This window comes from Bradyrhizobium sp. LB13.1 (genome assembly GCF_054056815.1).
The window spans coordinates 4,188,380-4,209,507 of record NZ_JBSRYQ010000001.1; the positions used below are offsets into that span (position 1 = coordinate 4,188,380).

The window sequence follows — 21,128 nt, forward strand, 5'->3', positions numbered from 1 at the left end:
AAAATGCAACCTTTTCGACCGCAGAAGGGCCCTGATGCCGCTAGGTTCGGTCCCCAAAACACGGAGGAATCGCCTTGTACATCCCGAGCATCGATTTCGATCTGGGCGAAGACATCGGCATGCTGCGCGACACGCTGCGCGCTTTCGTGGAGGCGGAGATCGCCCCGCGCGCCGCCGACATCGAGAAAGCCAATCTGTTCCCCGCGGACCTCTGGAAGCGCCTCGGCGACCTCGGCCTGCTCGGCATGACCGCGCCGGAGCAATATGGCGGCTCCAACATGGGCTATCTCGCCCATATCGTCGCCATGGAGGAGATTTCGCGCGGCTCGGCTGCCGTGGGGCTGTCCTACGGCGCCCATTCCAACCTTTGCGTCAACCAGATCCGCCGCAATGGCACCGACGCGCAGCGGCAGCGCTACCTGCCGAAGCTGATCTCCGGTGAGTACGTCGGCGCACTCGCGATGTCCGAGCCCGGCGCCGGCTCCGACGTCGTCTCGATGAAGCTGCGCGCCGACAAGCGCGGCGACCGTTACGTGCTCAACGGCTCAAAAATGTGGATTACCAATGGCGGCGATGCCGACGTGCTGGTGGTGTATGCCAAGACCGATCCGGAGGCCGGCCCGCGCGGCATGACCGCGTTCCTCATCGAGAAGGGCTTCAAGGGTTTCACCCACGGCCCGCATCTCGACAAGCTGGGCATGCGCGGCTCCAACACCTATCCGCTGTTCTTCGACGAGTGCGAGGTGCCGGCAGAGAATGTGCTGGGTGAGGTCGGTGGAGGTGTCAAAGTTCTGATGTCCGGCCTCGACTACGAGCGCGCGGTGCTCTCCGGTGGCCCGCTCGGCATCATGGCAGCCTGCATGGACGCAGTGGTGCCCTACATGCATGAGCGCAAGCAGTTCGGGCAGCCGATCGGCGACTTCCAGCTGATGCAGGGCAAGCTCGCCGACATGTATTCGACCTGGCAGGCCACGCGCGCCTATGTCTACGCCGTCGGTCGCGCCTGCGACCGCACCGATCATGCGCGCACCCTGCGCAAGGATTCCGCTGCCGCAATCCTCTATTCGGCCGAAAAGGCGACGTGGATGGCGGGCGAGGCGATCCAGGCGCTGGGCGGCGTCGGCTACACCAGCGAATTTCCGGTCGGCCGTCTGTGGCGCGACGCCAAGCTCTACGAGATCGGCGCGGGCACCTCGGAAGTGCGCCGCATGCTGATCGGTCGAGAACTGATGGCCGAGACGGCTTAAAACCTTCACGAAATTGGAATCAACATGCCGCTCCATTCCAGCATCGATACGTCTTCTTCGGACTTTGCGCGCAATTCCGAGGCCATGCGCACCCTCGTCGCCGACTTGCGCGAAAAGCTGAGCCAGGTCGCCGGCGGCGGCGGCGAGGTCTCGCGCAACCGCCACACGTCGCGCGGCAAGATGCTGGCGCGCGAGCGCGTCGACCTCTTGGTCGATCCCGGCACCGCGTTCATGGAGCTATCGCCGCTTGCGGCCTATGGCCTCTATGGCGGCGACGTGCATTCCGCGAGCGTCGTGACGGGGGTGGGGCGCATCTCGGGCCGCGAATGCGTGATCGTCGCCAACGACGCAACTATCAAGGGCGGCACTTATTACCCCATGACAGTGAAGAAGCATCTGCGCGCGCAGGACGTGGCGCGGCAGAATAATCTTCCCTGCGTCTACATGGTCGATTCCGGCGGTGCCTTCCTGCCGCTGCAGGACGAGATCTTTCCGGACGAGCGGCATTTCGGCCGCATCTTCTATAACCAGGCGCAGATGTCCTCGCAAGGCATCCCGCAGATCGCGATCGTGATGGGCTCCTGCACCGCCGGCGGCGCTTATGTGCCGGCGATGTCGGACGAGAGCATCATCGTGCGCAATCAAGGCACCATCTTCCTAGGCGGGCCGCCGCTGGTGAAGGCCGCGACCGGCGAAGTCGTGAGCGCCGAGGAGCTCGGCGGCGCCGACGTGCATTCGCGGCAGTCCGGGGTGACCGATCATTACGCCCAGAACGATGCGCACGCGATCGGCATTGCCCGCCGCATCGTCGACACGTTCAAGCCATCCGTGCGGCCGAACCTTAACATGCATCCGCCGCGCGATCCGCTGTTTGCGGCGGAGGAGATCTACGGCGTGGTGCCCGTCGACGGACGCAAGCCCTTCGACGTGCGCGACATCATCGCGCGCGTCGTCGATGGTTCCGAGTTCGACGAGTTCAAGAAGCTCTATGGCACGACGCTGGTGTGCGGCTTTGCCCACATCTGGGGTTTTCCGGTGGGCATCATCGCCAATAACGGCATTCTCTTCAGTGAAAGTTCGCTGAAGGGCGCGCATTTCATCGAGCTGTGCTGTCAGCGCGGCATTCCCCTGGTGTTCCTGCAGAACATCACCGGCTTCATGGTCGGCAAGAAATACGAGGCTGGCGGTATCGCGCGTGATGGTGCGAAACTCGTGACCGCGGTCGCGACCGCGTCGGTGCCGAAATTCACCGTGGTGATCGGCGGCTCCTACGGCGCCGGCAATTACGGCATGTGCGGCCGCGCCTATAGACCGCGCTTCCTGTGGATGTGGCCGAACGCGCGCATCTCGGTAATGGGCGGCGAGCAGGCCTCGATGGTGCTGAGCCAGGTCCGCCGCGACAATATCGAGGCCAAGGGCGATAGTTGGTCCAAAGAAGACGAAGAGACATTCCGCAACCCGATCCGCGCGCAATACGAGAGCCAGGGGCATCCATATTACGCGACCGCGCGGCTCTGGGACGACGGCGTGATCGACCCGGCCGACACGCGGCTCGTGCTCGGCCTTGGCCTCTCGGCGGCGTCGAATGCGCCGATCGAACCGACGAAATTCGGCCTGTTCAGGATGTGATGCGATGGACCGCTCAAAGCTCTACCGCCGTTTTCGCACGCTCCTGATCGCCAACCGCGGCGAGATCGCCTGCCGCGTCATCCGCACCGCGCGCGCGATGGGCCTCCGCACGGTCGCCGTCTATTCCGAGGCCGACCGGGGCGCGATGCATGTCGCGCTCGCCGACGAGGCCGTGCTGCTCGGGCCCGCACGTGCCCGCGACAGCTATCTCAATGTCGAGCGGCTGATCGAGGCCGCGCGGAAGACCGGCGCGGAGGCGATACATCCCGGCTACGGCTTCCTGTCGGAGAATGCCGAGTTCGCGCGGGCTTGCTTCGATGCGGGCCTGGTCTTCGTCGGCCCGACTGCCGGGATGATGACGGCGATGGGCTCGAAATCCGGCTCCAAGGCGCTGATGGAGAAGGCCGGCGTGCCGCTGGTGCCCGGCTATCACGGCGAGGCCCAGGACGATGCAACGCTGGCGAAGGCCGCGGACAACGTCGGTTTTCCCATCCTGGTGAAGGCCTCCGCCGGCGGCGGCGGCCGCGGCATGCGCATCGTGCGCTCGGCGGACGAGCTCGCGCCTGCGATCGTCAGCGCCAAGCGGGAAGCAAAAGCCGCGTTCGGCGACGATCGCATGCTGATCGAGAAATATGTCGATAACCCGCGGCACATCGAGGTGCAGGTGATCGGCGACAGCCACGGCAATCTGGTGTCGCTGTTCGAGCGCGAATGCACGTTGCAGCGCCGGCACCAGAAGGTGATCGAGGAAGCGCCGTCGCCGACGCTCAATCCTGCGCAGCGCGAGGCGGTGTGCGCCGCGGCGCGAAAGGCGGCGGGGGCCGTCAACTATGTCGGCGCCGGCACCATCGAGTTCGTCTCCGACGGCAAGGACGTGTTCTTCATCGAGATGAACACCCGTCTCCAGGTCGAGCATCCCGTGACCGAGCTGATCACCGGGATCGATCTGGTCGAATGGCAGCTGCGGGTCGCCTTCGGCGAGGCGCTCCCCTTGAAGCAGGACGAGATCCGCTTCAACGGCCATGCGGTCGAGGCACGCGTCTACGCGGAAAACCCGACCAAGAATTTCATGCCGTCGGTCGGAAAGCTCTCGACATGGCGGATGCCCGCCGAGACCGGCGGCTTGCGCATCGACGCTGGCTATCGCGAGGGCGATACGGTGTCGCCGTATTACGATGCCATGCTGGCAAAAATGATCGCCTGGGCGCCGACGCGGGATGTCGCGATCGAGCGGCTGAACCGCGGTCTGGAAGAGTCCGACGTCCGCGGCATCGTCACCAACATCCCGTTCCTCTCGGCCCTGATAACGCATCCGAAGGTGCGGGCGAATGCGATCGACACCGGCTTCATCGAACGCGAGCTGGCGGTTCTGACGCAAGCCTCGCCGGCACCCGGAGAGCTCGAGCTCTGCGCCGCCGTCGCCGCTGTGATCAACGACGAGCGGCAGGCTGCGCAAGGCGACGCAAATTCGCCGTGGCAGACCTTTGGCTGGATGCCGGTCGGCCGCCGCCAGCGCAACTTTGCGTTTCGCGCCGGTCATGGTGTCAGTCATGGGCCCGAGCAGAAGATCACGCTGAATTATGGCAGCGGACCATCGACGCTGGTGATCGGCGGACGCGAGCTGGCGTTTGCGATCGCGCCCCGGGACGGCGGCTTCGACCTGACGCTTGACGGCGTCAAAACGTCGGTCGCGGCCGTGATCGACGGCCACGAGCTGTATTTGCGCACGCGCAATGGCCGCTTCGACCTGCATTTGGTCGATCCGTTCGGCGGCGAGACCGAGGAGCAGGCCGGCGCGGACAAGATCGCGGCGCCATTGCCGGGCACGGTCGTCGCCGTGCTGGCGGAGGTGGGTGCCAAGCTCGAGAAGGGCGCACCGATCCTGACGCTGGAAGTGATGAAGATGGAGCAGACGCTGCGGGCGCCCTATGCCGGCGTGCTGAAGTCCGTCAAATGCAAGGTCGGCGATATCGTCCAGGAAGGCGTCGAGCTGGCCGTGGTCGAGCCTTTGGAAGAGTGACATGAGCGACCAGGTCCGCATCATCGAAATGGGGCCGCGCGACGGCCTCCAGAACGAGAAGACGGCGGTCAGCGTCGAGGCGCGCATCGCCTTCATCGAGGCGTTGGTCGCGGCCGGGCTGACCACGGTCGAAATCGGTGCCTTCGTCTCGCCCAAGGCGATCCCGCAGATGGCAAGCTCGGATGCCGTGCTGCGCGGCGTGAGCCATTTGCTGGGTGCCGAATTCCACGTGCTGGTGCCGAACGAGAAGGGCTATGACGCCGCGCGCGCGGCCGGCGCGAAAGTCATCTCGGTGTTCGCGGCGGCCTCCGAGGGATTTTCGCGGGCCAACATCAACTGCACGGTCGCGGAATCGATCGAGCGGTTCAAGCCGGTACTGGCGCGCGCCAAGACTGATGGTGTGAAGGTGCGCGGCTATATTTCCTGCGTGCTGGGCTGTCCGTTCGACGGCGAGATCAAGCCGAAAGCAGTCGCCGATCTCGCCAACGCGCTGTGGGCGCTCGGTTGCTACGAAATCTCGCTCGGCGACACCATCGGGGTCGGCACGCCTGATAAGGCCAAGGAGATGTTACGCGCGGTCGGCGCCAACATTCCTGCCGACAAGCTGGCGATGCATTTCCACGACACCTACGGCCAGGCGCTCGCCAATCTCTACGCCGGCCTGGAGCAGGGCGTCCGCGTCATCGACGCCGCCGCCGGCGGCCTCGGCGGCTGTCCCTACGCGCCGGGCGCGACCGGTAACGTCGCGACTGAGGATGTCGTCTACATGCTCGAAGGCATGGGGATCAGGACTGGCGTGGACATGGACAAGCTGCTGGCGGCCACGAACGCGATGAGCGGCGTGCTGGGCAAGCCGCCCGTGAGCCGCGTGGCGTCCGCGCTGAACGCGAAGAAGAGGCGCGTCGCTTGCTAGTTCTCCGTCATTGCGAGCGGAGCGGTAACTGCCCAGGTCCGTTTGCTCGGTTAGGCGACGCTGAGTTTGTGGATGAGTTGTGTGGGGCATCGGGACAATGTTTCGAGCATGTTCCATCCGCGCTTTCGAGCGGTACCGATCAGGGTGCGAAGCGTGGCGAAATTGTCTGCGCCTTGTGAGGTGCGGAAGCCGGCAGAGATCTTCTGCCGCAATTTCATCATCCGAGCATCGCGCTCGGCCTCGTTGTTGGTAAACGGCACCGCCGAGTTGTGCAGGAACAGCAGCACCGCCGCTTTATGTAACTTGAGGCGCAACAGGAGATTATGGCCCGTGCGCCGTCTGATCCGCCCGCGCTTGATGTCGCGAGGCAGCGCGGGTAGCGCCTCGTGCCAGGCGATACCGGCGCGGATAATGCGGTCATAAAGTCGCTCGGCGGCGCGGATTCTGTTGGGACGCAGCGCGCCTGTCTGGTCGGTTGGATGCTCTGACGCCAGATTGACCTCGTGGCACAGGCAGCGGAGCAACCCGCGCATGCGCCGGGCCCAGGCCTCGCCATCGATGTCCACCAGCGCCGTCAACTCGCGCAGGTGATGCGCATTGCACAGCGCATGCGTGACACCGGACATCTGAAAAGAAAATAGGATGTCCAATGGTCGTGCACAACGATATGCGCCGCTTGCGTCAGCACCTCGCCGCGCCTGGGTGAGACGCGATAATGCACCAGCCCATTGATCCCGGCGGTGCCCGCGACATGCAGCCATTGCGGCGTGGCGCCCACCCAAAACCCGGTCTCATCCAAATGCTTGACCGGTGCCCGGCGGATTTGCTCGCAGACTGCCGCAGCGAAATCCTGCGTCCGGCTGGCAGCCCGGGCGATCATTTGTCCGATCGTGCCGGCCGAGATGGTCACGCCAAACAGATCGGAGAGGATTTGCCCGAGCCGATCTTCAGGCAGAAACTGTCCCGCCGACAGATAGGTCACCACAGCGGCCAACCGGACGCCATATTGCGCCGGCGCCCTTACCTCGGGTGGAAACGATCCTGTCGTGACCGCGCCACAGCCGCTGCATTTGCAACGATAGAGCTGATGCTCCGTGACGAGCAGCGGCGCCGGCGCCGGCAGATCGAACACCTGACGGCTGCCGACAAGTTCCAGCAGTTCACCCTCCAGCGCCATTCGGCAGCGCCCGCATCTAACAGGGCAATGCATGATCGTATGATCGACCCGTTCGGACCGCTTCAAGTGTTTGCCTGCATGGCCGGGCTGGCCGCCGGGCTTCTTCAACCCTCGCTCACGCAGGCTCTGTGTCCGGCGAGAAGCCTGGCCCGGTCCATCGCTCGAAGGCGGCTTGCTGCTATTGGAGCTATCCAGACCAAGCCGACGCTCCAGATCGGCCACACGCACCGTCAGCAATGCGTTCTGCTGCTCCAACATCAGGTTGCGCTCCTGCAACTCCCCAATCAGGGCCAGCAGGGCATCCACAGACAATGAGGAATTTGGCGGCGTCACCCATACCTTGACTCACAAACACATGTGGTCAGTCAAGAGAATACAAACGGCCACCTGGGCAGTTACGCGTAGCGAAGCAATCCAGACTGTCAACGCGGAAAGATTCTGGATTGCTTCGCTCCACTCGCAATGACGGGGGGAGAGAGCGTCACCTGCTCCCGTCCGGCCCCATCACCAGATCCGGCAGTGCGGTCGAGATCCCCGGCACGAAGCACAACAGCAGCACTGCAAGCATCATCAGCAGCACGAAGGGCAGGGTGCCCCAGATCACCTCGCGGAGCGGGATGTCGGGCGCGACGTTGCGGATGACGAAGATGTTCAGGCCGACCGGTGGATGGATCAGCCCCATCTCCATCACGATGGTCATGACCACGCCGAACCAGATGATGTCGAAATTGGCGGCGCGGAGCGGCGGCAGGATGATCGGCGCGGTCATCAGGATGATCGAGACCGGCGGCAGGAAGAAGCCGAGCACGACGACCATGACGAGGATCGCGAACAAGAGGCCCCAGCGCGGCAGGTGCATCGCGACGACGGATTCGGCCGCCGATTGCGAGATGTGCAGATAGCTCATCACGTAGGAATAAAGCAGCGACATGCCGATGATCATCATCAGCATGGTCGATTCCCGGATCGTCGACTTCAGGATGGGCGCAAGGTCGCTCGGCCGCCACACACTGTAGATCGCCGCGATCAGCGCCAGTGCCAGGAGGCCGCCGAGGCCGGCGGTCTCCGACGGCGTGGCATAGCCGCCATAGAGCGCGATCATGACGCCGGTGAGGAGCAGCACGAAGGGGATCACGCGCGGCAGCACGCTAAAACGTTCCGCCAGCGTGTACTCGTCGCGGGCGAGAATCGCGGCCTCCGGTCCGCCGTTCTTGTAGATCGCTTCGGCCGCGGCATATTCCTGGCGGAAGCGGATCACGGCGTAGGTGCCGAACAGCGAGACCAGCAGCAGGCCGGGGCCGATGCCGGCGAGGAACAGCCGTCCCAGCGATTTTTCGGCGGCGACCGCAAACAGGATCATGGTGATCGAGGGCGGCAGCAGGATGCCGAGCGTGCCGCCGGCGGCGATGATGCCAGCGGCAAAACCGCCGGAATAGCCGCGCTTGCGCATCTCGGGGATGCCGGCCGAGCCGATCGCCGAGCAGGTCGCGGGCGAGGAGCCCGCCATCGCCGCGAACAGGGCGCAGGCGAACACGTTGGCGACGCCGAGGCCGCCGGGCACGCGGTGCAGCCAGGCGTGGAGGGCCGAGTAGAGATCCTGGCCCGCGCGCGACTTGCCGATCGCGGCGCCCTTCAGGATGAAGAGCGGGATCGACAGCAGTGTGATCGAGGCCATTTCCTCGTAGACGTTCTGCGTCACCGTATCGAGAGAGGCGGCGGGCATGTAGATGCCCATGAACACGACCGCCACTGCGCCGAGCGCGAACGCAATGGGCATGCCCGAGAACATCACGACAAGCGTCGCAATGCCGTAGGCGAGGCCGATACCGAAAACGCTCATGGACGCCTGGCTCCTGCGAAGGGCAGCGCAAGCTGCACGATGATCTGGACGCAGAGCAGACTCATGCCGAACGCCATCAGCGAATAGGGGATCGCCAGCGGCGGCGACCACATCGAGTTCGAGACCTGGCCGTCGACATAGGCTTCATGCGCCAGCGTCCAGGATTTCCAGGCGAAGAAGGCGCAGAACAGGAACGTCACGGCATCGACCAGCCAGAGCCTGATCCTGTTCGCGAGCGGCGAGAGCAGGCCGACGAAGGCCTCGATGCCGATGTGACCGCGGTTCTGCTGCACATAGGCGGCCGTCATGAAGGTGGCGCCGACCAGCAGGAACACCGCGGCCTCGTCCTGCCAGTAATTGGCGGCCTTGAACAGAGCGCGGCTGAGCACGCTGTAGCTCAGGATGGCGCAGGCCGCGATCAGTGCGATCGCGGCGAACACGACGATGATGTTGTTGAGGACGGCGAGACCGCGATCGATCGCCGCTGCAAGGCCGGTCCTTGCGGCAGCGTTTGCCTGGTCGTCACGATCCGGAAGCGGACCGTGGCTCATGCAGCGACGTCGGTAGCGAGCTTGAGCAGGTTGGCAGCGGTCGCGGTCTTGGCGCCGTAGTCCTTCCAGGCGGTGTCGCGGGCGATGTCGCGCCACTTGCCGACAGTCGCGGCATCGAGCACGGAGACCTTGGCGCCGGCCTTCTCGTAGACCTTGGCGACCTCGATGTCGTCGTCCTGCGCGCCCTTGCGGCCGAAGGCTTCGAGCTCGGTGCCGACCGCGAGCAGGACGTCCTGCTGGTTCTTCGGCAGCTTGTCGAAAATCGCCTTCGACATCATCAGCGGCTCGAGCATGAACCAGTAGGACGCGCCTGCGCCCGAGGTCAGCGACTTCGCGACCTCTTCGAGGCGGAACGAGATCAGGCTGGTGGATGAGGTGATGCCGGCATCGCAGGCGCCGGTCTGCATCGCCGCGTAAATTTCGTTCGAAGGCACCGACAGCACCGAGGCGCCGGCGGTCTGCAGCACCATGTCCATCTCGCGTGAGCCGCCGCGCACCTTCAGGCCCTTGGCGTCCTCAGGCGACACGATCGGCCTGGAGCGGCTGGCAACGCCGCCGGCCTGCCAGACCCAGCTGAGCAGGATGATGCCCTTGTCGGCGAGGAAGTCGGTCAGCGCCTTGCCGACTGGCTCCTTCTTCCAGCGCATGCCCTGGTCGTAGGTGGTGACGAGGCCCGGCATCAGGCCGATATTGGTCTCCGGCAATTCGCCGCCGGCGTAGGGCATCGGATAGAGGCTGATGTCGAGCGCGCCCTTGCGCATCGCGGAGAACTGCGCGTTGGTCTTGATCAGCGAGGAGTTCGGATAGATTTCAGCAGCGATGTCGCCATTGCTGCGCTTGGCGACTTCGGCGGCGAACATGCGGCAGAGGCGGTCGCGGAAATCGCCCTTGTCGACTGTGCCGCCCGGGAATTGATGCGAGATCTTCAGCGTAGTCGCGGCATGCGCGGTACCGGTGCCGAAACGGAGAATGGCGGGTGCGGCGACGGCGGTCGCGATCAGGTGGCGGCGCGTGAGCATGGTGTTATCCCCTTGAACTGTTTCTTGATGGTTCTTGTTTGCTGTGATTTTCAGTTGGTCTTTGAGACTGCGCTGAGGCCCATCCTAGCCGGTCTTTCAGGCAATGTTCTCTCATCTGATAGTTCGAGACCCAATGCCGCGGCAAGTGCCGGGTATGTTGCGTTGCACACTTTCAATCCTCGTGTGTACGCCGAACGAAGGGCGGCGACGGGCGCGCAGAAATTTATCAGCGTCCGCGTAACAACGCCCCGTGGCAATCCGTCGAGATCAGATAGCGGCGTCCGTCGCTGACAAACATCATCTCGAAGGGAAGACCAGTCATGACCATTCGTACCCGCATCGCGCTCGGCGTCTCGGCGGCCGTTCTCTCGCTCGGCCTCGCGATGTCGCCGGCCGCCTTTGCTCAAGACAAGATGGGCAAGGATGACGGTATGATGAAGAAGGACACGATGTCCAAGGACGGCATGAAGAAGGACACCATGTCCAAGGACGGAATGAAGAAGGATACGATGTCGAAGGACGGGATGAAAAAAGACGACGGGATGAAGAAAAACTGATCTTCGGTCGTCATCGGGCGTTTGCGGAAAGGCAAACGCGCGCCCAAAAACTCCGGGGCGGTCACGTGGACCGCCCCGGATTATACTTCAGCTCAAATTCAAATGAACGTGACTTTGCGAAACGTGGCCTGCGAACGTTACTTGCGCTTGGCCTTGCGGGCGGCGTAGCGAGCGTCGCGCCTGGCCTTTTGCTCGGCCTCGGCTTCAGCCGCCTTCGCGACGGCTTCTTCGGCTTCGCGGGCGATCCGCGCGGCTTCGAGCACCGAGGCTTCTTCCTCGTGACGCTTCTGCTCGGCCTTCTCCGCCTCGCGCGCAGCCTTCGCCTCGGCCCGCTTGGCCGCGAGGGCCTCGCGCTCGGCACGCTTCGCCGCGACCGCGGGATCGTCGATCCCTGGCTGCGACTTGAATTTGTTCAAAAGATTTTTGCGTGCTTCCTGCGCGGCCTTTTGCCGGTCGGAGAAGCCTGGTTCCCTGAATCCACTCATCGACGAGCCTTGTCTTCCTCGCTTCCGATCCTACATCACTTCGGTTGGTACGTCGGCTGGGCATAGCAGGCGCCACGCGACGCAGAAGCCTTTACATCGCCACGCGTCGCGACGCCACCCATAAATTGCAGCCGATCAGGCAGACGAAATATCGCCACCCCCCGACGATGCCTCGTAGCCCGGAAAAACTGCCGAATTGTGATGTCCCTCATAGGGGGCCACGCGGAGCGACGCCTAGCGTCCGCCCGATACGCGACGGAGCACGGGTATGAGGATCTTCCGACTGAGCCTGAAGGCGCTCGCGATTGCCGTGACGGTGGCAGCCCTGGTCGGTGCAACGCTACTCCTCGGCCGTCCGCAGCCGATCGAAAGTGCTGTTCTAGGCGCGGATTGGGAATGCACCCAGACCGCGTTTGTGCTCACGACCTGCGCGCGGGTCCAGCACGCGATCCCGGCGGTCGAAACCTCGCGCAAGGATGCGATCCGGCCGACCCGGGGCTGAACCGGCGAGGCTGAACTGAGAAGACCGAGCCGGAGGCGGGATGTGACGCCCCGTCGCAGAGCTGATAAAGCCCGCGTGCCCGAGCGACCAGGTAGCCATGTCCAGCCCCGAGCCCAAGCCCGAACTTAAGCCTGAACTCCAGCCCGAACCGGGTGGGAAGCCCAAAACCCGGCCCAAGCCTCAATCCGGTGACAGCCGCCGCGGCGCCGTCGCCGGCTTGATCATCGCGATTGTGATCCTCGGAATCGGCTGGTGGCTTGCCCGCGATCTCACCTCCGCCAGCAAGATGCAGGATTGCCTGATGTCCGGGCGAAGCAACTGCAATGTGATCGAGCCGGCGCGTTAGAAGCACTCCAGCGCAACCCGCGCGAACGAAAAATGCCGTGATCTTAATCATTTGTAACGGGACTTAGCCGACCGAAGCAGGTCAGTTATGTCAGCCGGCATCAGCTCAGCGCGAGGCGAATCGTCTATCGCGCCAGGCACCACGGCCGTTAACGGCAATCGAGAGAGTAGGGGGTCAAGCACGCATGAGTGCGTCCAGCCGCATGAAGATCATCATTCCCTTGGTTTCGGCCATGTCGTTGCTCGCCGTCTCGGCGCAGGCTCAAGACGCCCGGCCGCCAAGAGACTCCGCCCAGCCATCGGCCGGGCCGGGCGCCGGTGCGCCGCCGCAGAACTCGCGCAAGGGTCCGCCGCCGCAGCAGGCGGCACGGCCCGGGCCACAGCCTGGTGGCCAGCCTCACGCTGGCGGTCCTGGTCCTGGTTCTGGTCATGCAGGTCCAGGCCTTCCAGGTCCTGGCCCGCGCAATGCCGGCGGTCCGCCGCCCGGACGCAATTACGCCAGGGGTCCCGCACCGGCGCGCGATTGGGGCGGACACGCCTATCGCGGCAATGTCGCCTGGGATGGCGGACGCTGGCGCCATGAAGTCCATAACGGCCGCTCCGGCTGGTGGTGGGATGTCGGCGGCGTCTGGTACTATTATCCGCAGCGGATGGCCGGCCCGCCGGGCTACATTTCGGAGGACTATTACGACGACGTGCCGGTAGCCTATGCCCCGCCGCCCGTCGCCTATGAACCGCCTCCGCCACCGGCCGATCCCGGCGCAAGTGCGCTTGGCGGCGCCATCGTCGGCGGCGTGCTGGGCGGCCTGATCTCGGGCAACGCCTCGGGTGCGGCCGCAGGCGCCGTGATTGGCGGCGCCACCGGCGCGATCGCCGGCGCCACGGCTGCCTCGCGTCCCGGCTACTATCTGGCCCAGGGCAACTGCTATTACCGCTATCCGAGCGGCCAGTATGTGCAGGCCGATCCCCGCGCCTGTTACTGAGACCCCAAGCGAGACCTGAAACGAAGAGGCGGGCAAAAAGCCCGCCTCTTTTTCGTTTTGGCGTTGGCCGAGAATTGAGAGAGACTGATCCTCCCCCGGGTCAGGATACCAGCCAGTTGAAGAACGCGATCGCGGCCCAGACCAGACCTGCGATCCAGGCCAGCATCACGATGCCGATGGTCGCAAGATATGCGATGCCGAGCGGGTCGGATCTTTCGCGCTGCGTCGGGACGGCAACTTCGGCTGCGGCTTCTTGTGTCATGACGGGAAACACCTCCCATGCCTTCTCGCTCTCCTGGGAGCGATGAAGGCTGTTTAGCGGAGACGCCGGGCGCAGGCTGTGACGTACTTCACAGTTCGGTCTGTGTGGAGCGGCCTCTCGGCTTCGCGCGGCATATCCCTGGGGTGGGTGGTAACCCCGCAATCATCCGGACGAAATTGCCATGCGTTTGTCCAGATCGTCCGGCTAGTCTGAGCCCCATGTGTACCACGTACGATCCACAGCACGAAGCCGAGGCGGCGATGAAGCGCGCCGTGGCAGCCGACGGCCCCGACCGGCAGCGCCTCATCGAGCTGGCCCTGGCCTGGCATCAACTCGCCCGCGACCGGCGCGAGGATGGGGCGGCCTGAGCGGACGCTCTCACGAGAAAAGCCCGTGTGCATACGAAAAACCCCGCGCTCGGGGGGACAAGCACGGGGCTCTCCAGGGCCGATCGGGGCTGGCAGATCGGCACCATTCAATATTCAACACACTATTCAACACGCTGATCGCAGGTTCGTTCCGCGTCCCTCAATTCCATCCTCTCGGGATCATGAAGGGCGGCCGGGAGGGAGCCGATTGCGATTTGCCGTAGGAACGTCCGTTCCCCGCCGACGTTGAGCGGCCATGACCGACCCCGAATTACGCGCACAGTCCTTCGAGATTGCCTGGAAATATCTCGACCACTCCGGCCTGCTCACCGGTGAGCACAGGGAGGCGGCCCAGTTCATCCTGAACAGGATCGACCGCATGATGCTCCGCGGAGAACGGCGAAGATTGCTACTGTCAAACGCCGCGATCGATGCCTACCGGTTGCGGCCCGTGCTCGTGACGTTCGACGCCTGAGGCGAGCCGACGAAACGCGGCGTTAAGACTCGTTCCGAAGGCGATTTCCTGATCGCGATTCGTTTCGGAGAACGAAGCAGAGCGAGACCGTGAACAAACAAGAAGCCCCCGAAGGGGTTCATTGTGTCAGGCCGCTTCCGACTTCGGCACCGCGTCGGCATTCACCGAAAGCTTGACGACATCGCCTTCAACGGCACCGACATATTTCGTGTCGATGTAATGATGATGGTCCTTGTGACCCTCCGGGCTGTCCTTCCGCGTCAGCTTGATGCGGTTGCCCTCGACGCGATCGACGGTGCCGACATGGGCGCCGTCCTTGCCGATGATTTTCATGTGCTCTCTGATTTCGCTCATGTTGTTCTCCTTATGCAGCATTAACAGCGAAGACCGGTCTTCGTTGCAAAGCGGCAGTCGTGGTAGGACCCAGCGCGCCTCCGAAACGTTGAACGGCAGTTGCACTTTTCGGGTCCGCATGGAGAGCATTGAGGCCTATCTGGAACGGAAGCACAGGGAGATCAGGCTGTTGAACGATTGCCTGAGTCATCCAGTGCATCTCGCATGTCCGCGATCTGTCGACGACGTCATCAAGTCCAAATTCCGGGTCACGGCGGCGTTGCGGGCAGAGCACGAGTTGCATCAGTGGAAGGCCACGGAGACGGCCTGGTCGCACGCGTCGCCTCCCACCAGCGGCCCATTCACGTTCAGCTACGACTACCAGCGCGCCGACCTTAAAGTACGCGGTCCGTCATTTTATCAATGCGGCCGCACCGAACAGGCGATCTACACTGCCTCGGGCATGGCCGCGATCTCGGCTCTGCTGCTGGCCTCGACGCTGGTCATCGGAAAGGCCGATATTCTGGTGATGCCGGGCTGCTACGGCGAGACGATCGAGTTGATCGAACGCTTCGTTCCGCATTTGCGGCTTGTCAGCTTGAAGCTGCCGCTCGGCGATGCGTTGGCGCGGGCGGGCTCGCGGCGGATTCTGCTGCTGGATTCATGCGTCCCGGCCGGCGCGTTCGAAGCGGCGCTTCGCGTTGATCCATCCGCGCTCGATCTGCTGGTTTTCGATACGACATGTTTTGCCGGCGGATCGGGCCGCATCCGGCGTGTGCTCGGTTGGGCCCGGCGATACGGAATCCCCGTCGTGATGGTGCGAAGCCATACCAAGCTGGATTCGCTCGGGGCGGAATATGGCCGGCTCGGTTCTGCGGTTTTCGTCACACCAGGCGAGGGCGCGAACGCGTCGCTCTGCGAGCACCTGGCGCGGGAAACGAGCGAGGCCGTGCGCCTGCTCGGCGGCGCGGCGCTCCCGGCGCACTTTCCGCCCTATGTGGGCACCGCCGCCTATTGGAGGCTGACAAGACAACGCATCGCCGCGATGCTGCGCAACGGCCGACGCATGCGCCGATACTTTGCCTCCGAGTTGGCGCAGCTTTCAGCGGAGCTCCACTTCACCCACGGCCTCTATGTCACGCTGCGCGGCCAGCGTCCGCTCGACCAGGCCAGCGCGCAGCAAGCCGCCGAAGACATGAGCCGGGACCTGAGCGGGAAGGGATTTCCGATCCGCCACGCCGGCAGCTTCGGTTTTGATTTCGCCGCGACGGAGTGGTTTCACAACGCGACCACGGGTGAGTACAGCGTGCGGGTGGCGGTGCCCGATTTGCCGACGGAGCTGTGGGATGAGCTTGGCGTGGCTATCGCCGCGTGGTGGGCGTCGAGTCAATGACGGCTTGAAGATGAGTGAAAGAAGGGTGTCAGGTACGGCTGAGTTTGTTACTCTGGATAAAATGACCGACCGGTCGGCCGATTTATTGCCGCGCCTGAATCAATCGGTCGCCAAGCATGCTTCCAAGGCCGGCTTCTGGTGGCCGCGACCCGCCCATGCCTGGACGGCGAAGGCGAGCTGATACTGACTCACCGCCGTGCCCGCGATGGAAGCCCGCGCCGTCTCGATTCGTTTTGTGATACCGCTGGAGCTCACGACGCCTGCGTCGATTGCCAAATACGACATTGCGATTACAGCCACCGCAGATGCGATCGCCATTCTCGTCCACTCGGATAGCGGCATCGGAGTCCTTATCGAGCTCAATTCGCCCGGCGCGTAGATAAGGCTGATCTGGCCGGTTGAAAGTTCGGGGCGACGATTCCCACGCATTCGTGAAGGACGATGGATCGGCAGCTGCGCCGCATTGCGCTGCTTGGCGGGCGCTGTCGCCGATGTCCCGGGTCTTGGAGACTGGCGATCCCGGCAGGGGCTCCAGAAAACTGGAAATCAATGAGTTACGAGGAAGTGGGTCACATGGGCCCTCCATAGAATTCGAAGCGGTTTTTTGCGCGTGTGCCCCACTTTCACGCATCGTTCTGCCCTCCCGGCGTGAAGGCGAGGAGGTTCGTGGCGCCGCCGGCCATCGCCGCCCATGGGTGCTCATGGCTGGCTCCGATGGCGGGAATGGACTGGGGCTCTACCCCCAGACAGCAAAAAGCCGCCCAGGCGGGCGGCTGCCTGATTGAACGCGTAGTGGTTGTGGTGATAGAAACCCGGCCGACGACACATCCATCAGATCGATGCATGGCGCCCGGGGAAACACATGTTCAAGGACCGCGCGCTGCGCCTGCTGCCATTCCTGGCTGCCGTGGCGCCTATCGTCATCCTGTCTTGCCTGGCCACCATCGCACTCTACGGGGCACCGGAAACGGATGACTTCTGCCTGGCAAACCACTTCAACGCCGACGGCCTGATCGGCACGCTCGAAATCTACTATCGGACATTGATGGGACGGCTTGTTCCGCTCGCCCTCATCACCGTTCCGGCGATGCTCGCAAAGGCATTCAACCTCGACTACTTCGTCATGTATCCTTCGATCCTGATCGCCGGCATCGTTACTTTTATCGCGTCTATCACGCTTGCGATCGGGCGCCTGTGGCCTGGCATTGCCGTCCCGGAGAGGGTCCTTGTCGGGACGACGCTTGCGGCAACGATCGCGGTCCTCGCCATAAGCCTGCGGGAGATGTTCTATTGGGTCTCCGGCAGCGCTCCGTATATGGTCCCCGCAGTCATCGTCACGATCGTCCTCGTCGAGATGGTGAGATCGGCAGCGAACGAAACCCTGCTATCGCCGGCCGCGATTGCCCTGCTCAGCCTGCTCTGCTTTCTTGGCGCCCTCTGCAACGAGTTCACGCCGCTGTGGCTCATCGCCTTCATCACGGCGTCACTGCTGTTTCGAAAAGCCTGCCATCATCCCACCCCACAGGCCAGAAGCCACCTTGCGATGGTGGCCGCCACTGTGGCCGGCCTTGCAATCCTGCTGCTCTCGCCCGGTAACGCGCTGCGGATGGAAGCCTATCCAGCCGGTCAAAAGCTCGCCGAGTCCTTCATGATGGCGGCCTATTACCTCTGGCTTGATCTGTGGTGGCTATACGACGAAGCCGCGGCGCGGGCGTGGGTCCTGTTCCTTGTTATCTTCTCGCTCCTCGTCGTGCCTGCGCGCCGCGCGCCGACGAAACCAACACTGCTACTTGCCGCGGGGCTCATCTTCCTGATCCTCGGTTGCGCCTATGCTGCTTACTTTGTCGCATATTTCGCCACCGGCGAGGATCTGGCGACGCGCGGGCGCAACGAGGTGATTGTCCTTCTCCTGGTCGGGCTCGGCTGCGTCGTTGCGACATCTGCCCGGCTTCTCCCCCGAGGCGCAGCGCCTGGCAAGCGGAACGGCACCGTCCAGGTTATCGCGTTGCTAGCCTGCGCCGCGGCTTCCACGCTTCTCTTCCGAGGTCGCGCACTGGTCGCCGTCAACGCGGAGAGCTCGCAATTCGCGACGTTCCAACAGGAGACCATGGAGCGGCACACGCTGCTCCGGACAACAGCAGAAAAATCCGTCGTCGTCCCCGAGCGCTCCGTCAAGCCCCTCGTCCTGATGTCTGCTGATCTCACCGCTGACCCGAGCCGCATGCCAAACGATTGCATTGCCGCTTTTTACGGGAAGAGAGCCGTCGTCGTTCGCGCCCGTTAAACCCTACGAGCAGACACCTGCGTTGGGACAAGTGAGAGCCTTGAGAACATTGACGGTGGTATTGTTGGTCCCGCCTTGGAGATTGCTAATTGTGTTGGTGCAGCCGCCTATGGGTATCTGGCTCATGAGAGCGTTCAATGGGTTGTTGCCGTTGTCGATCTGAACCACCGAAGTGCAAGCAGGAGCTGGTGCTCCGGTGGATGCATTGTTTGCATTGGTGATGGTGATCAGGTCGCCATTGCCCGTACCGGATGGCGTATTGATCTCGATACAAACGGCCATGTTCTCGCAGCGGCTATTCTCGATCCTTGGGAAGCCGCCATTGAGAAGAAATCCGGGGCCGGTTTGGTATGTGCCGCCGCTCGATGGGCCACCGAGAACGATGTCACGAAGCGCCAGAATGGTGCTGCCGAAGTTGACCCCGGAGCCCGTCGTGTTCCCCATCCAAACCATTGGCAATGTCGATAGCGCCGTGCAGCTTAGCTTATCGATAGAGGCGCGGCTCGCGCCGCCATAGCCTTTTTCGAAATGCACACAGCCTCGGGTGCCGGCGTAAATGTAAACGTTGTCTATGCCGCCGGAGTCCTGTGTGTTGTTGGAATAGACCATATAGGTGCTGCTCGATGCGACGGAGGTTCGAGCGGCAAGCTGAAGATTGCGGAGGACTGTGCCGAAGCACGCGGTATGCCAGTTGACGTCGCACAGGGCGAAGAAGTGAGACGTGCTGGTGAACGTGTCGCACATCCGAATAGCCGAGCGTGGTGATCGAGGTGAACGCCGACAGATTGAGCGTCGCGGCGATCGCGCGTGATGGCAGCACCGGATTGATGCCGCACTGCCAGCCAGTGCCTGACACCCACTGAGTAAAATTGTAGAGCGCCGAGCAGGAGGCAATTGCGAGATCGCTGGTCGTGATGCCGTCGAGCGACCCCTTGAGCGTGTTCGCCGCGCCGGGCGCCAGCTTGGTGTTGGTGACGTTGCCGTTAAGAATCTTGCTGGTGGTGACGGCGTTCGGCTGGATCGTGGCGACGCCGGTCGACGTGTTGACCGTGACGTCGCCGCTCTGGGTGAAACCGCCGAACGTGGCCGCCCCGGCCTTGTACTGCTGCTGGCCAACACTGCCACCGGGCGCCGCGGTCGTGACCGCACCTTGCACGAACGCCGTCGACGCGGCCTGGTTGGTGCTGGTGCCGGGCGGTGCCGTCGGCACGATGCAGTTCGGGTTCGGTGATCCGCAGCCCTGTGCCTGGGCGGCGGACGGGATTGCCAGCGCAAGCAGGGCTGCGACCAGCAGCGATTTCAATTTCGACATTCAGACGACTCCAAAAATGCGAAGTCGTCGCGCGAGAGCCGGCGTAGCCGCGCCGGCGTGAGGTCAGAGCAGTTCGAGAATTTCCAGCGGGGTGTTGGCGCCGGAGGAAATCACGTTCCAGCCGGCGTTGAAGTTGATCAGCTTGCCGTCGCCGATAAAGGGCTGCTGTTCCTGTGACAGGATCGGAATGCCGCGCCCGACGATGGCGGCCTGGTTCGCTGGCACGACGTAGAGCGTGTCCACGGCGCTGCCGTTGATGAAGATGATGCCGCGGCGCGCGGCGTTGGCGCCGATCGCGATGATTGACGCACCACTGACCAGGACGCTCGTTCCCTGCGGCGAGGCGATCTGCACGCTGAGGTTCTGCTGGATGGTAGGCAGGATTCCGTTGGCACTCATCTGTTGTCTTTCCTAGATGTTGTCGGTCCAGCCGTAGCAGGCCGTCGTGGTCGAGCCGAACGAGCCCTGAGTCTCGACGAAAATCTGGCCACTCTCCAACGTCAGTTCCGCGGACTGATTGATGGTCGAGGTCGTGGTGACGTTCGTGTTGCCCATCGCCACGTTCTTGGCATAGGCGATGATCTCCTCGAAGTTCTCCTTCGGCTTCGATCCGAACACCTTCATCAGCGCGTAATGATCGGCCGACTTGTTGACCGAGTTGAGCCATGCGTCGGTCGGGTTGTGACGGTCGAACTCCTTGTTGTAGGCTAGCCAGTCGTCGGCGCTCTTCCAGTGCTGCGTGCGTTCCTGCGAGACATGGCGGGCGACGTTGGTGAACATCGGCTCGCCGGAGACGGTCTCCATCTCGAGGTGATCGCCCGTGACGAAGCCGCCAGACCCCGCGCGTCGTCGACATCTCGCATCACAACATCGTCAAGGATTTCGGCCTGGTCGCCGCGGCCGGCGTCTGGGGTGTGATCCACAAGGCCACCCAGGGCCGCGCCTACCGCGACCCCGATTATGCCACCCGGCGCAAGGCGGCGACCAACGCCGGGCTGCTGTGGGGCGCCTATCACTTCGCTACGGGCGATGCGGTCGAGCTCCAGATCGAGAACTTCATCAAGACCGCGCAGCCCGACGAGCGCACGCTGATGGTGCTCGACTTCGAGGACAACAGGCCCTCGAACATGAGCGCGCAGCAGGCGGTCGAATTCCTGCGCCAGCTCGAGGCCCGGCTGGGCCGCCCTGGCGCGATCTATTCCGGCAACCGGCTCAAGGAGAGCCTGGCCGCGCTCGGCCCCCAGGACCGCACCTACGTCACCTCGCACAGGCTCTGGCTGTGCCAGTACGGCCCGACCCCGCGGCTGCCGACGGGCCTCGAGAACTGGTGGCTGTGGCAGTACACGGGCGACGGCATCGGCCCCCTTGCCTCACAACGTTCCCGGCATCGTCGCCGGCAATGGCGGCATCGACCTTAACGCCTTCGACGGCAC

At 63.7% G+C, this 21,128-nt stretch carries 25 protein-coding genes and 1 pseudogene; 15 read left to right on the top strand and 11 right to left on the bottom strand.

The window, feature by feature from the left end; all coding sequences use genetic code 11:
* Positions 1 to 119 precede the first annotated feature (119 nt).
* The 4 genes from ACVWYI_RS19840 to ACVWYI_RS19855 are packed head-to-tail and all read left to right on the top strand — an operon-like array spanning position 120 to position 5,809.
* Entirely contained in the window at positions 120 to 1,247 is a 1,128-nt protein-coding gene (locus tag ACVWYI_RS19840; RefSeq protein ID WP_276001465.1) for an isovaleryl-CoA dehydrogenase, read from the top strand.
* 24 nt (positions 1,248 to 1,271) lie between these two features.
* Positions 1,272 to 2,876, top strand: a complete 1,605-nt coding sequence (locus ACVWYI_RS19845; protein WP_456662958.1) for a carboxyl transferase domain-containing protein — start codon at positions 1,272 to 1,274, stop codon at positions 2,874 to 2,876.
* Between the two features lie 4 nt (positions 2,877 to 2,880).
* Positions 2,881 to 4,896 carry an acetyl/propionyl/methylcrotonyl-CoA carboxylase subunit alpha gene (locus ACVWYI_RS19850; RefSeq protein ID WP_456662959.1) on the top strand — a complete coding sequence of 672 codons (2,016 nt, stop codon included), beginning with the start codon at positions 2,881 to 2,883 and terminating at the stop codon, positions 4,894 to 4,896.
* Position 4,897: 1 nt separating this feature from the next.
* On the top strand, positions 4,898 to 5,809 hold the full coding sequence (locus ACVWYI_RS19855) for a hydroxymethylglutaryl-CoA lyase (RefSeq protein WP_247445656.1): 912 nt from the start codon (positions 4,898 to 4,900) through the stop codon (positions 5,807 to 5,809).
* Between the two features lie 50 nt (positions 5,810 to 5,859).
* On the opposite strand, the pseudogene tnpC reads toward ACVWYI_RS19855, so the two are convergent.
* From tnpC to ACVWYI_RS19875, 4 genes and pseudogenes are all read right to left on the bottom strand, one after another.
* A pseudogene (tnpC, locus tag ACVWYI_RS19860) lies at positions 5,860 to 7,319 on the bottom strand (IS66 family transposase).
* A gap of 148 nt (positions 7,320 to 7,467) precedes the next feature.
* Positions 7,468 to 8,826: a TRAP transporter large permease gene (locus ACVWYI_RS19865; protein ID WP_247349081.1), complete on the bottom strand. Its 1,359-nt coding sequence runs from the start codon at positions 8,824 to 8,826 to the stop codon at positions 7,468 to 7,470.
* Positions 8,823 to 9,377 carry a TRAP transporter small permease gene (locus ACVWYI_RS19870; protein WP_247445657.1) on the bottom strand — a complete coding sequence of 185 codons (555 nt, stop codon included), beginning with the start codon at positions 9,375 to 9,377 and terminating at the stop codon, positions 8,823 to 8,825. The genes ACVWYI_RS19865 and ACVWYI_RS19870 overlap by 4 nt, the downstream gene beginning before the upstream one ends.
* Positions 9,374 to 10,396, bottom strand: a complete 1,023-nt coding sequence (locus tag ACVWYI_RS19875) for a TRAP transporter substrate-binding protein (protein WP_456662960.1) — start codon at positions 10,394 to 10,396, stop codon at positions 9,374 to 9,376. Before ACVWYI_RS19875 ends, ACVWYI_RS19870 begins: the two co-directional genes overlap by 4 nt.
* Positions 10,397 to 10,716: 320 nt before the next feature.
* On the opposite strand from ACVWYI_RS19875, the gene ACVWYI_RS19880 reads away from it, so the two are divergent.
* On the top strand, positions 10,717 to 10,953 hold the full coding sequence (locus ACVWYI_RS19880; RefSeq protein ID WP_354107455.1) for a pentapeptide MXKDX repeat protein: 237 nt from the start codon (positions 10,717 to 10,719) through the stop codon (positions 10,951 to 10,953).
* Between the two features lie 137 nt (positions 10,954 to 11,090).
* On the opposite strand, the gene ACVWYI_RS19885 is transcribed toward ACVWYI_RS19880, so the two are convergent.
* Positions 11,091 to 11,438 (bottom strand): DUF6481 family protein, encoded by a 348-nt coding sequence (locus ACVWYI_RS19885; RefSeq protein ID WP_247349077.1) that lies wholly within the window; start codon positions 11,436 to 11,438, stop codon positions 11,091 to 11,093.
* Positions 11,439 to 11,706: 268 nt separating this feature from the next.
* On the opposite strand from ACVWYI_RS19885, the gene ACVWYI_RS19890 reads away from it, so the two are divergent.
* From ACVWYI_RS19890 to ACVWYI_RS19900, 3 genes are all read left to right on the top strand, one after another.
* Positions 11,707 to 11,940 (top strand): hypothetical protein, encoded by a 234-nt coding sequence (locus tag ACVWYI_RS19890; protein WP_354107456.1) that lies wholly within the window; start codon positions 11,707 to 11,709, stop codon positions 11,938 to 11,940.
* A gap of 97 nt (positions 11,941 to 12,037) precedes the next feature.
* A complete protein-coding gene (locus ACVWYI_RS19895) occupies positions 12,038 to 12,286 on the top strand; it encodes a hypothetical protein (RefSeq protein WP_354107457.1) in 249 nt (82 codons plus the stop codon).
* A gap of 184 nt (positions 12,287 to 12,470) precedes the next feature.
* Entirely contained in the window at positions 12,471 to 13,268 is a 798-nt protein-coding gene (locus tag ACVWYI_RS19900; RefSeq protein ID WP_354107458.1) for a hypothetical protein, read from the top strand.
* 100 nt (positions 13,269 to 13,368) lie between these two features.
* Here the strand turns inward: ACVWYI_RS19900 and ACVWYI_RS19905 are convergent, their stop codons facing one another.
* Positions 13,369 to 13,530, bottom strand: coding sequence for a hypothetical protein (locus tag ACVWYI_RS19905; RefSeq protein WP_354107459.1), 162 nt, complete (start codon positions 13,528 to 13,530; stop codon positions 13,369 to 13,371).
* 218 nt (positions 13,531 to 13,748) lie between these two features.
* Here ACVWYI_RS19905 and ACVWYI_RS19910 point away from each other — a divergent pair, with 218 nt between their 5' ends.
* Both ACVWYI_RS19910 and ACVWYI_RS19915 read left to right on the top strand, forming a co-directional pair.
* Positions 13,749 to 13,898, top strand: coding sequence for a hypothetical protein (locus tag ACVWYI_RS19910; protein ID WP_354107460.1), 150 nt, complete (start codon positions 13,749 to 13,751; stop codon positions 13,896 to 13,898).
* A 256-nt stretch (positions 13,899 to 14,154) separates the two neighbouring features.
* Positions 14,155 to 14,373 carry a hypothetical protein gene (locus tag ACVWYI_RS19915; RefSeq protein ID WP_247349068.1) on the top strand — a complete coding sequence of 73 codons (219 nt, stop codon included), beginning with the start codon at positions 14,155 to 14,157 and terminating at the stop codon, positions 14,371 to 14,373.
* A gap of 126 nt (positions 14,374 to 14,499) precedes the next feature.
* On the opposite strand, the gene ACVWYI_RS19920 is transcribed toward ACVWYI_RS19915, so the two are convergent.
* Positions 14,500 to 14,727, bottom strand: a complete 228-nt coding sequence (locus ACVWYI_RS19920) for a DUF2171 domain-containing protein (protein ID WP_247349066.1) — start codon at positions 14,725 to 14,727, stop codon at positions 14,500 to 14,502.
* A 118-nt stretch (positions 14,728 to 14,845) separates the two neighbouring features.
* On the opposite strand from ACVWYI_RS19920, the gene ACVWYI_RS19925 reads away from it, so the two are divergent.
* From ACVWYI_RS19925 to ACVWYI_RS19940, 4 genes are all read left to right on the top strand, one after another.
* Positions 14,846 to 16,099: a hypothetical protein gene (locus ACVWYI_RS19925; RefSeq protein WP_456662961.1), complete on the top strand. Its 1,254-nt coding sequence runs from the start codon at positions 14,846 to 14,848 to the stop codon at positions 16,097 to 16,099.
* A gap of 4 nt (positions 16,100 to 16,103) precedes the next feature.
* Positions 16,104 to 16,280 (top strand): hypothetical protein, encoded by a 177-nt coding sequence (locus tag ACVWYI_RS19930; protein ID WP_456662962.1) that lies wholly within the window; start codon positions 16,104 to 16,106, stop codon positions 16,278 to 16,280.
* A gap of 24 nt (positions 16,281 to 16,304) precedes the next feature.
* The gene (locus tag ACVWYI_RS19935; protein WP_247445661.1) at positions 16,305 to 16,478 is read left to right on the top strand and encodes a hypothetical protein; all 174 of its coding nucleotides are present in this window, start codon (positions 16,305 to 16,307) and stop codon (positions 16,476 to 16,478) included.
* A gap of 483 nt (positions 16,479 to 16,961) precedes the next feature.
* On the top strand, positions 16,962 to 18,383 hold the full coding sequence (locus ACVWYI_RS19940) for a DUF6056 family protein (protein WP_456662963.1): 1,422 nt from the start codon (positions 16,962 to 16,964) through the stop codon (positions 18,381 to 18,383).
* Between the two features lie 3 nt (positions 18,384 to 18,386).
* Here the strand turns inward: ACVWYI_RS19940 and ACVWYI_RS19945 are convergent, their stop codons facing one another.
* From ACVWYI_RS19945 to ACVWYI_RS19960, 4 genes are all read right to left on the bottom strand, one after another.
* Positions 18,387 to 18,917: a hypothetical protein gene (locus ACVWYI_RS19945; protein WP_456662964.1), complete on the bottom strand. Its 531-nt coding sequence runs from the start codon at positions 18,915 to 18,917 to the stop codon at positions 18,387 to 18,389.
* Positions 18,868 to 19,695, bottom strand: a complete 828-nt coding sequence (locus ACVWYI_RS19950; protein ID WP_456662965.1) for a hypothetical protein — start codon at positions 19,693 to 19,695, stop codon at positions 18,868 to 18,870. Before ACVWYI_RS19950 ends, ACVWYI_RS19945 begins: the two co-directional genes overlap by 50 nt.
* A 63-nt stretch (positions 19,696 to 19,758) precedes the next feature.
* On the bottom strand, positions 19,759 to 20,094 hold the full coding sequence (locus ACVWYI_RS19955) for a hypothetical protein (RefSeq protein ID WP_456662966.1): 336 nt from the start codon (positions 20,092 to 20,094) through the stop codon (positions 19,759 to 19,761).
* Positions 20,095 to 20,106: 12 nt separating this feature from the next.
* On the bottom strand, positions 20,107 to 20,499 hold the full coding sequence (locus ACVWYI_RS19960; RefSeq protein ID WP_456662967.1) for a hypothetical protein: 393 nt from the start codon (positions 20,497 to 20,499) through the stop codon (positions 20,107 to 20,109).
* A 50-nt stretch (positions 20,500 to 20,549) separates the two neighbouring features.
* Here ACVWYI_RS19960 and ACVWYI_RS19965 point away from each other — a divergent pair, with 50 nt between their 5' ends.
* Complete coding sequence (locus tag ACVWYI_RS19965; protein ID WP_456664553.1) at positions 20,550 to 21,113, top strand: glycoside hydrolase family 25 protein; 564 nt, start codon at positions 20,550 to 20,552, stop codon at positions 21,111 to 21,113.
* Positions 21,114 to 21,128: the final 15 nt, after the last annotated feature.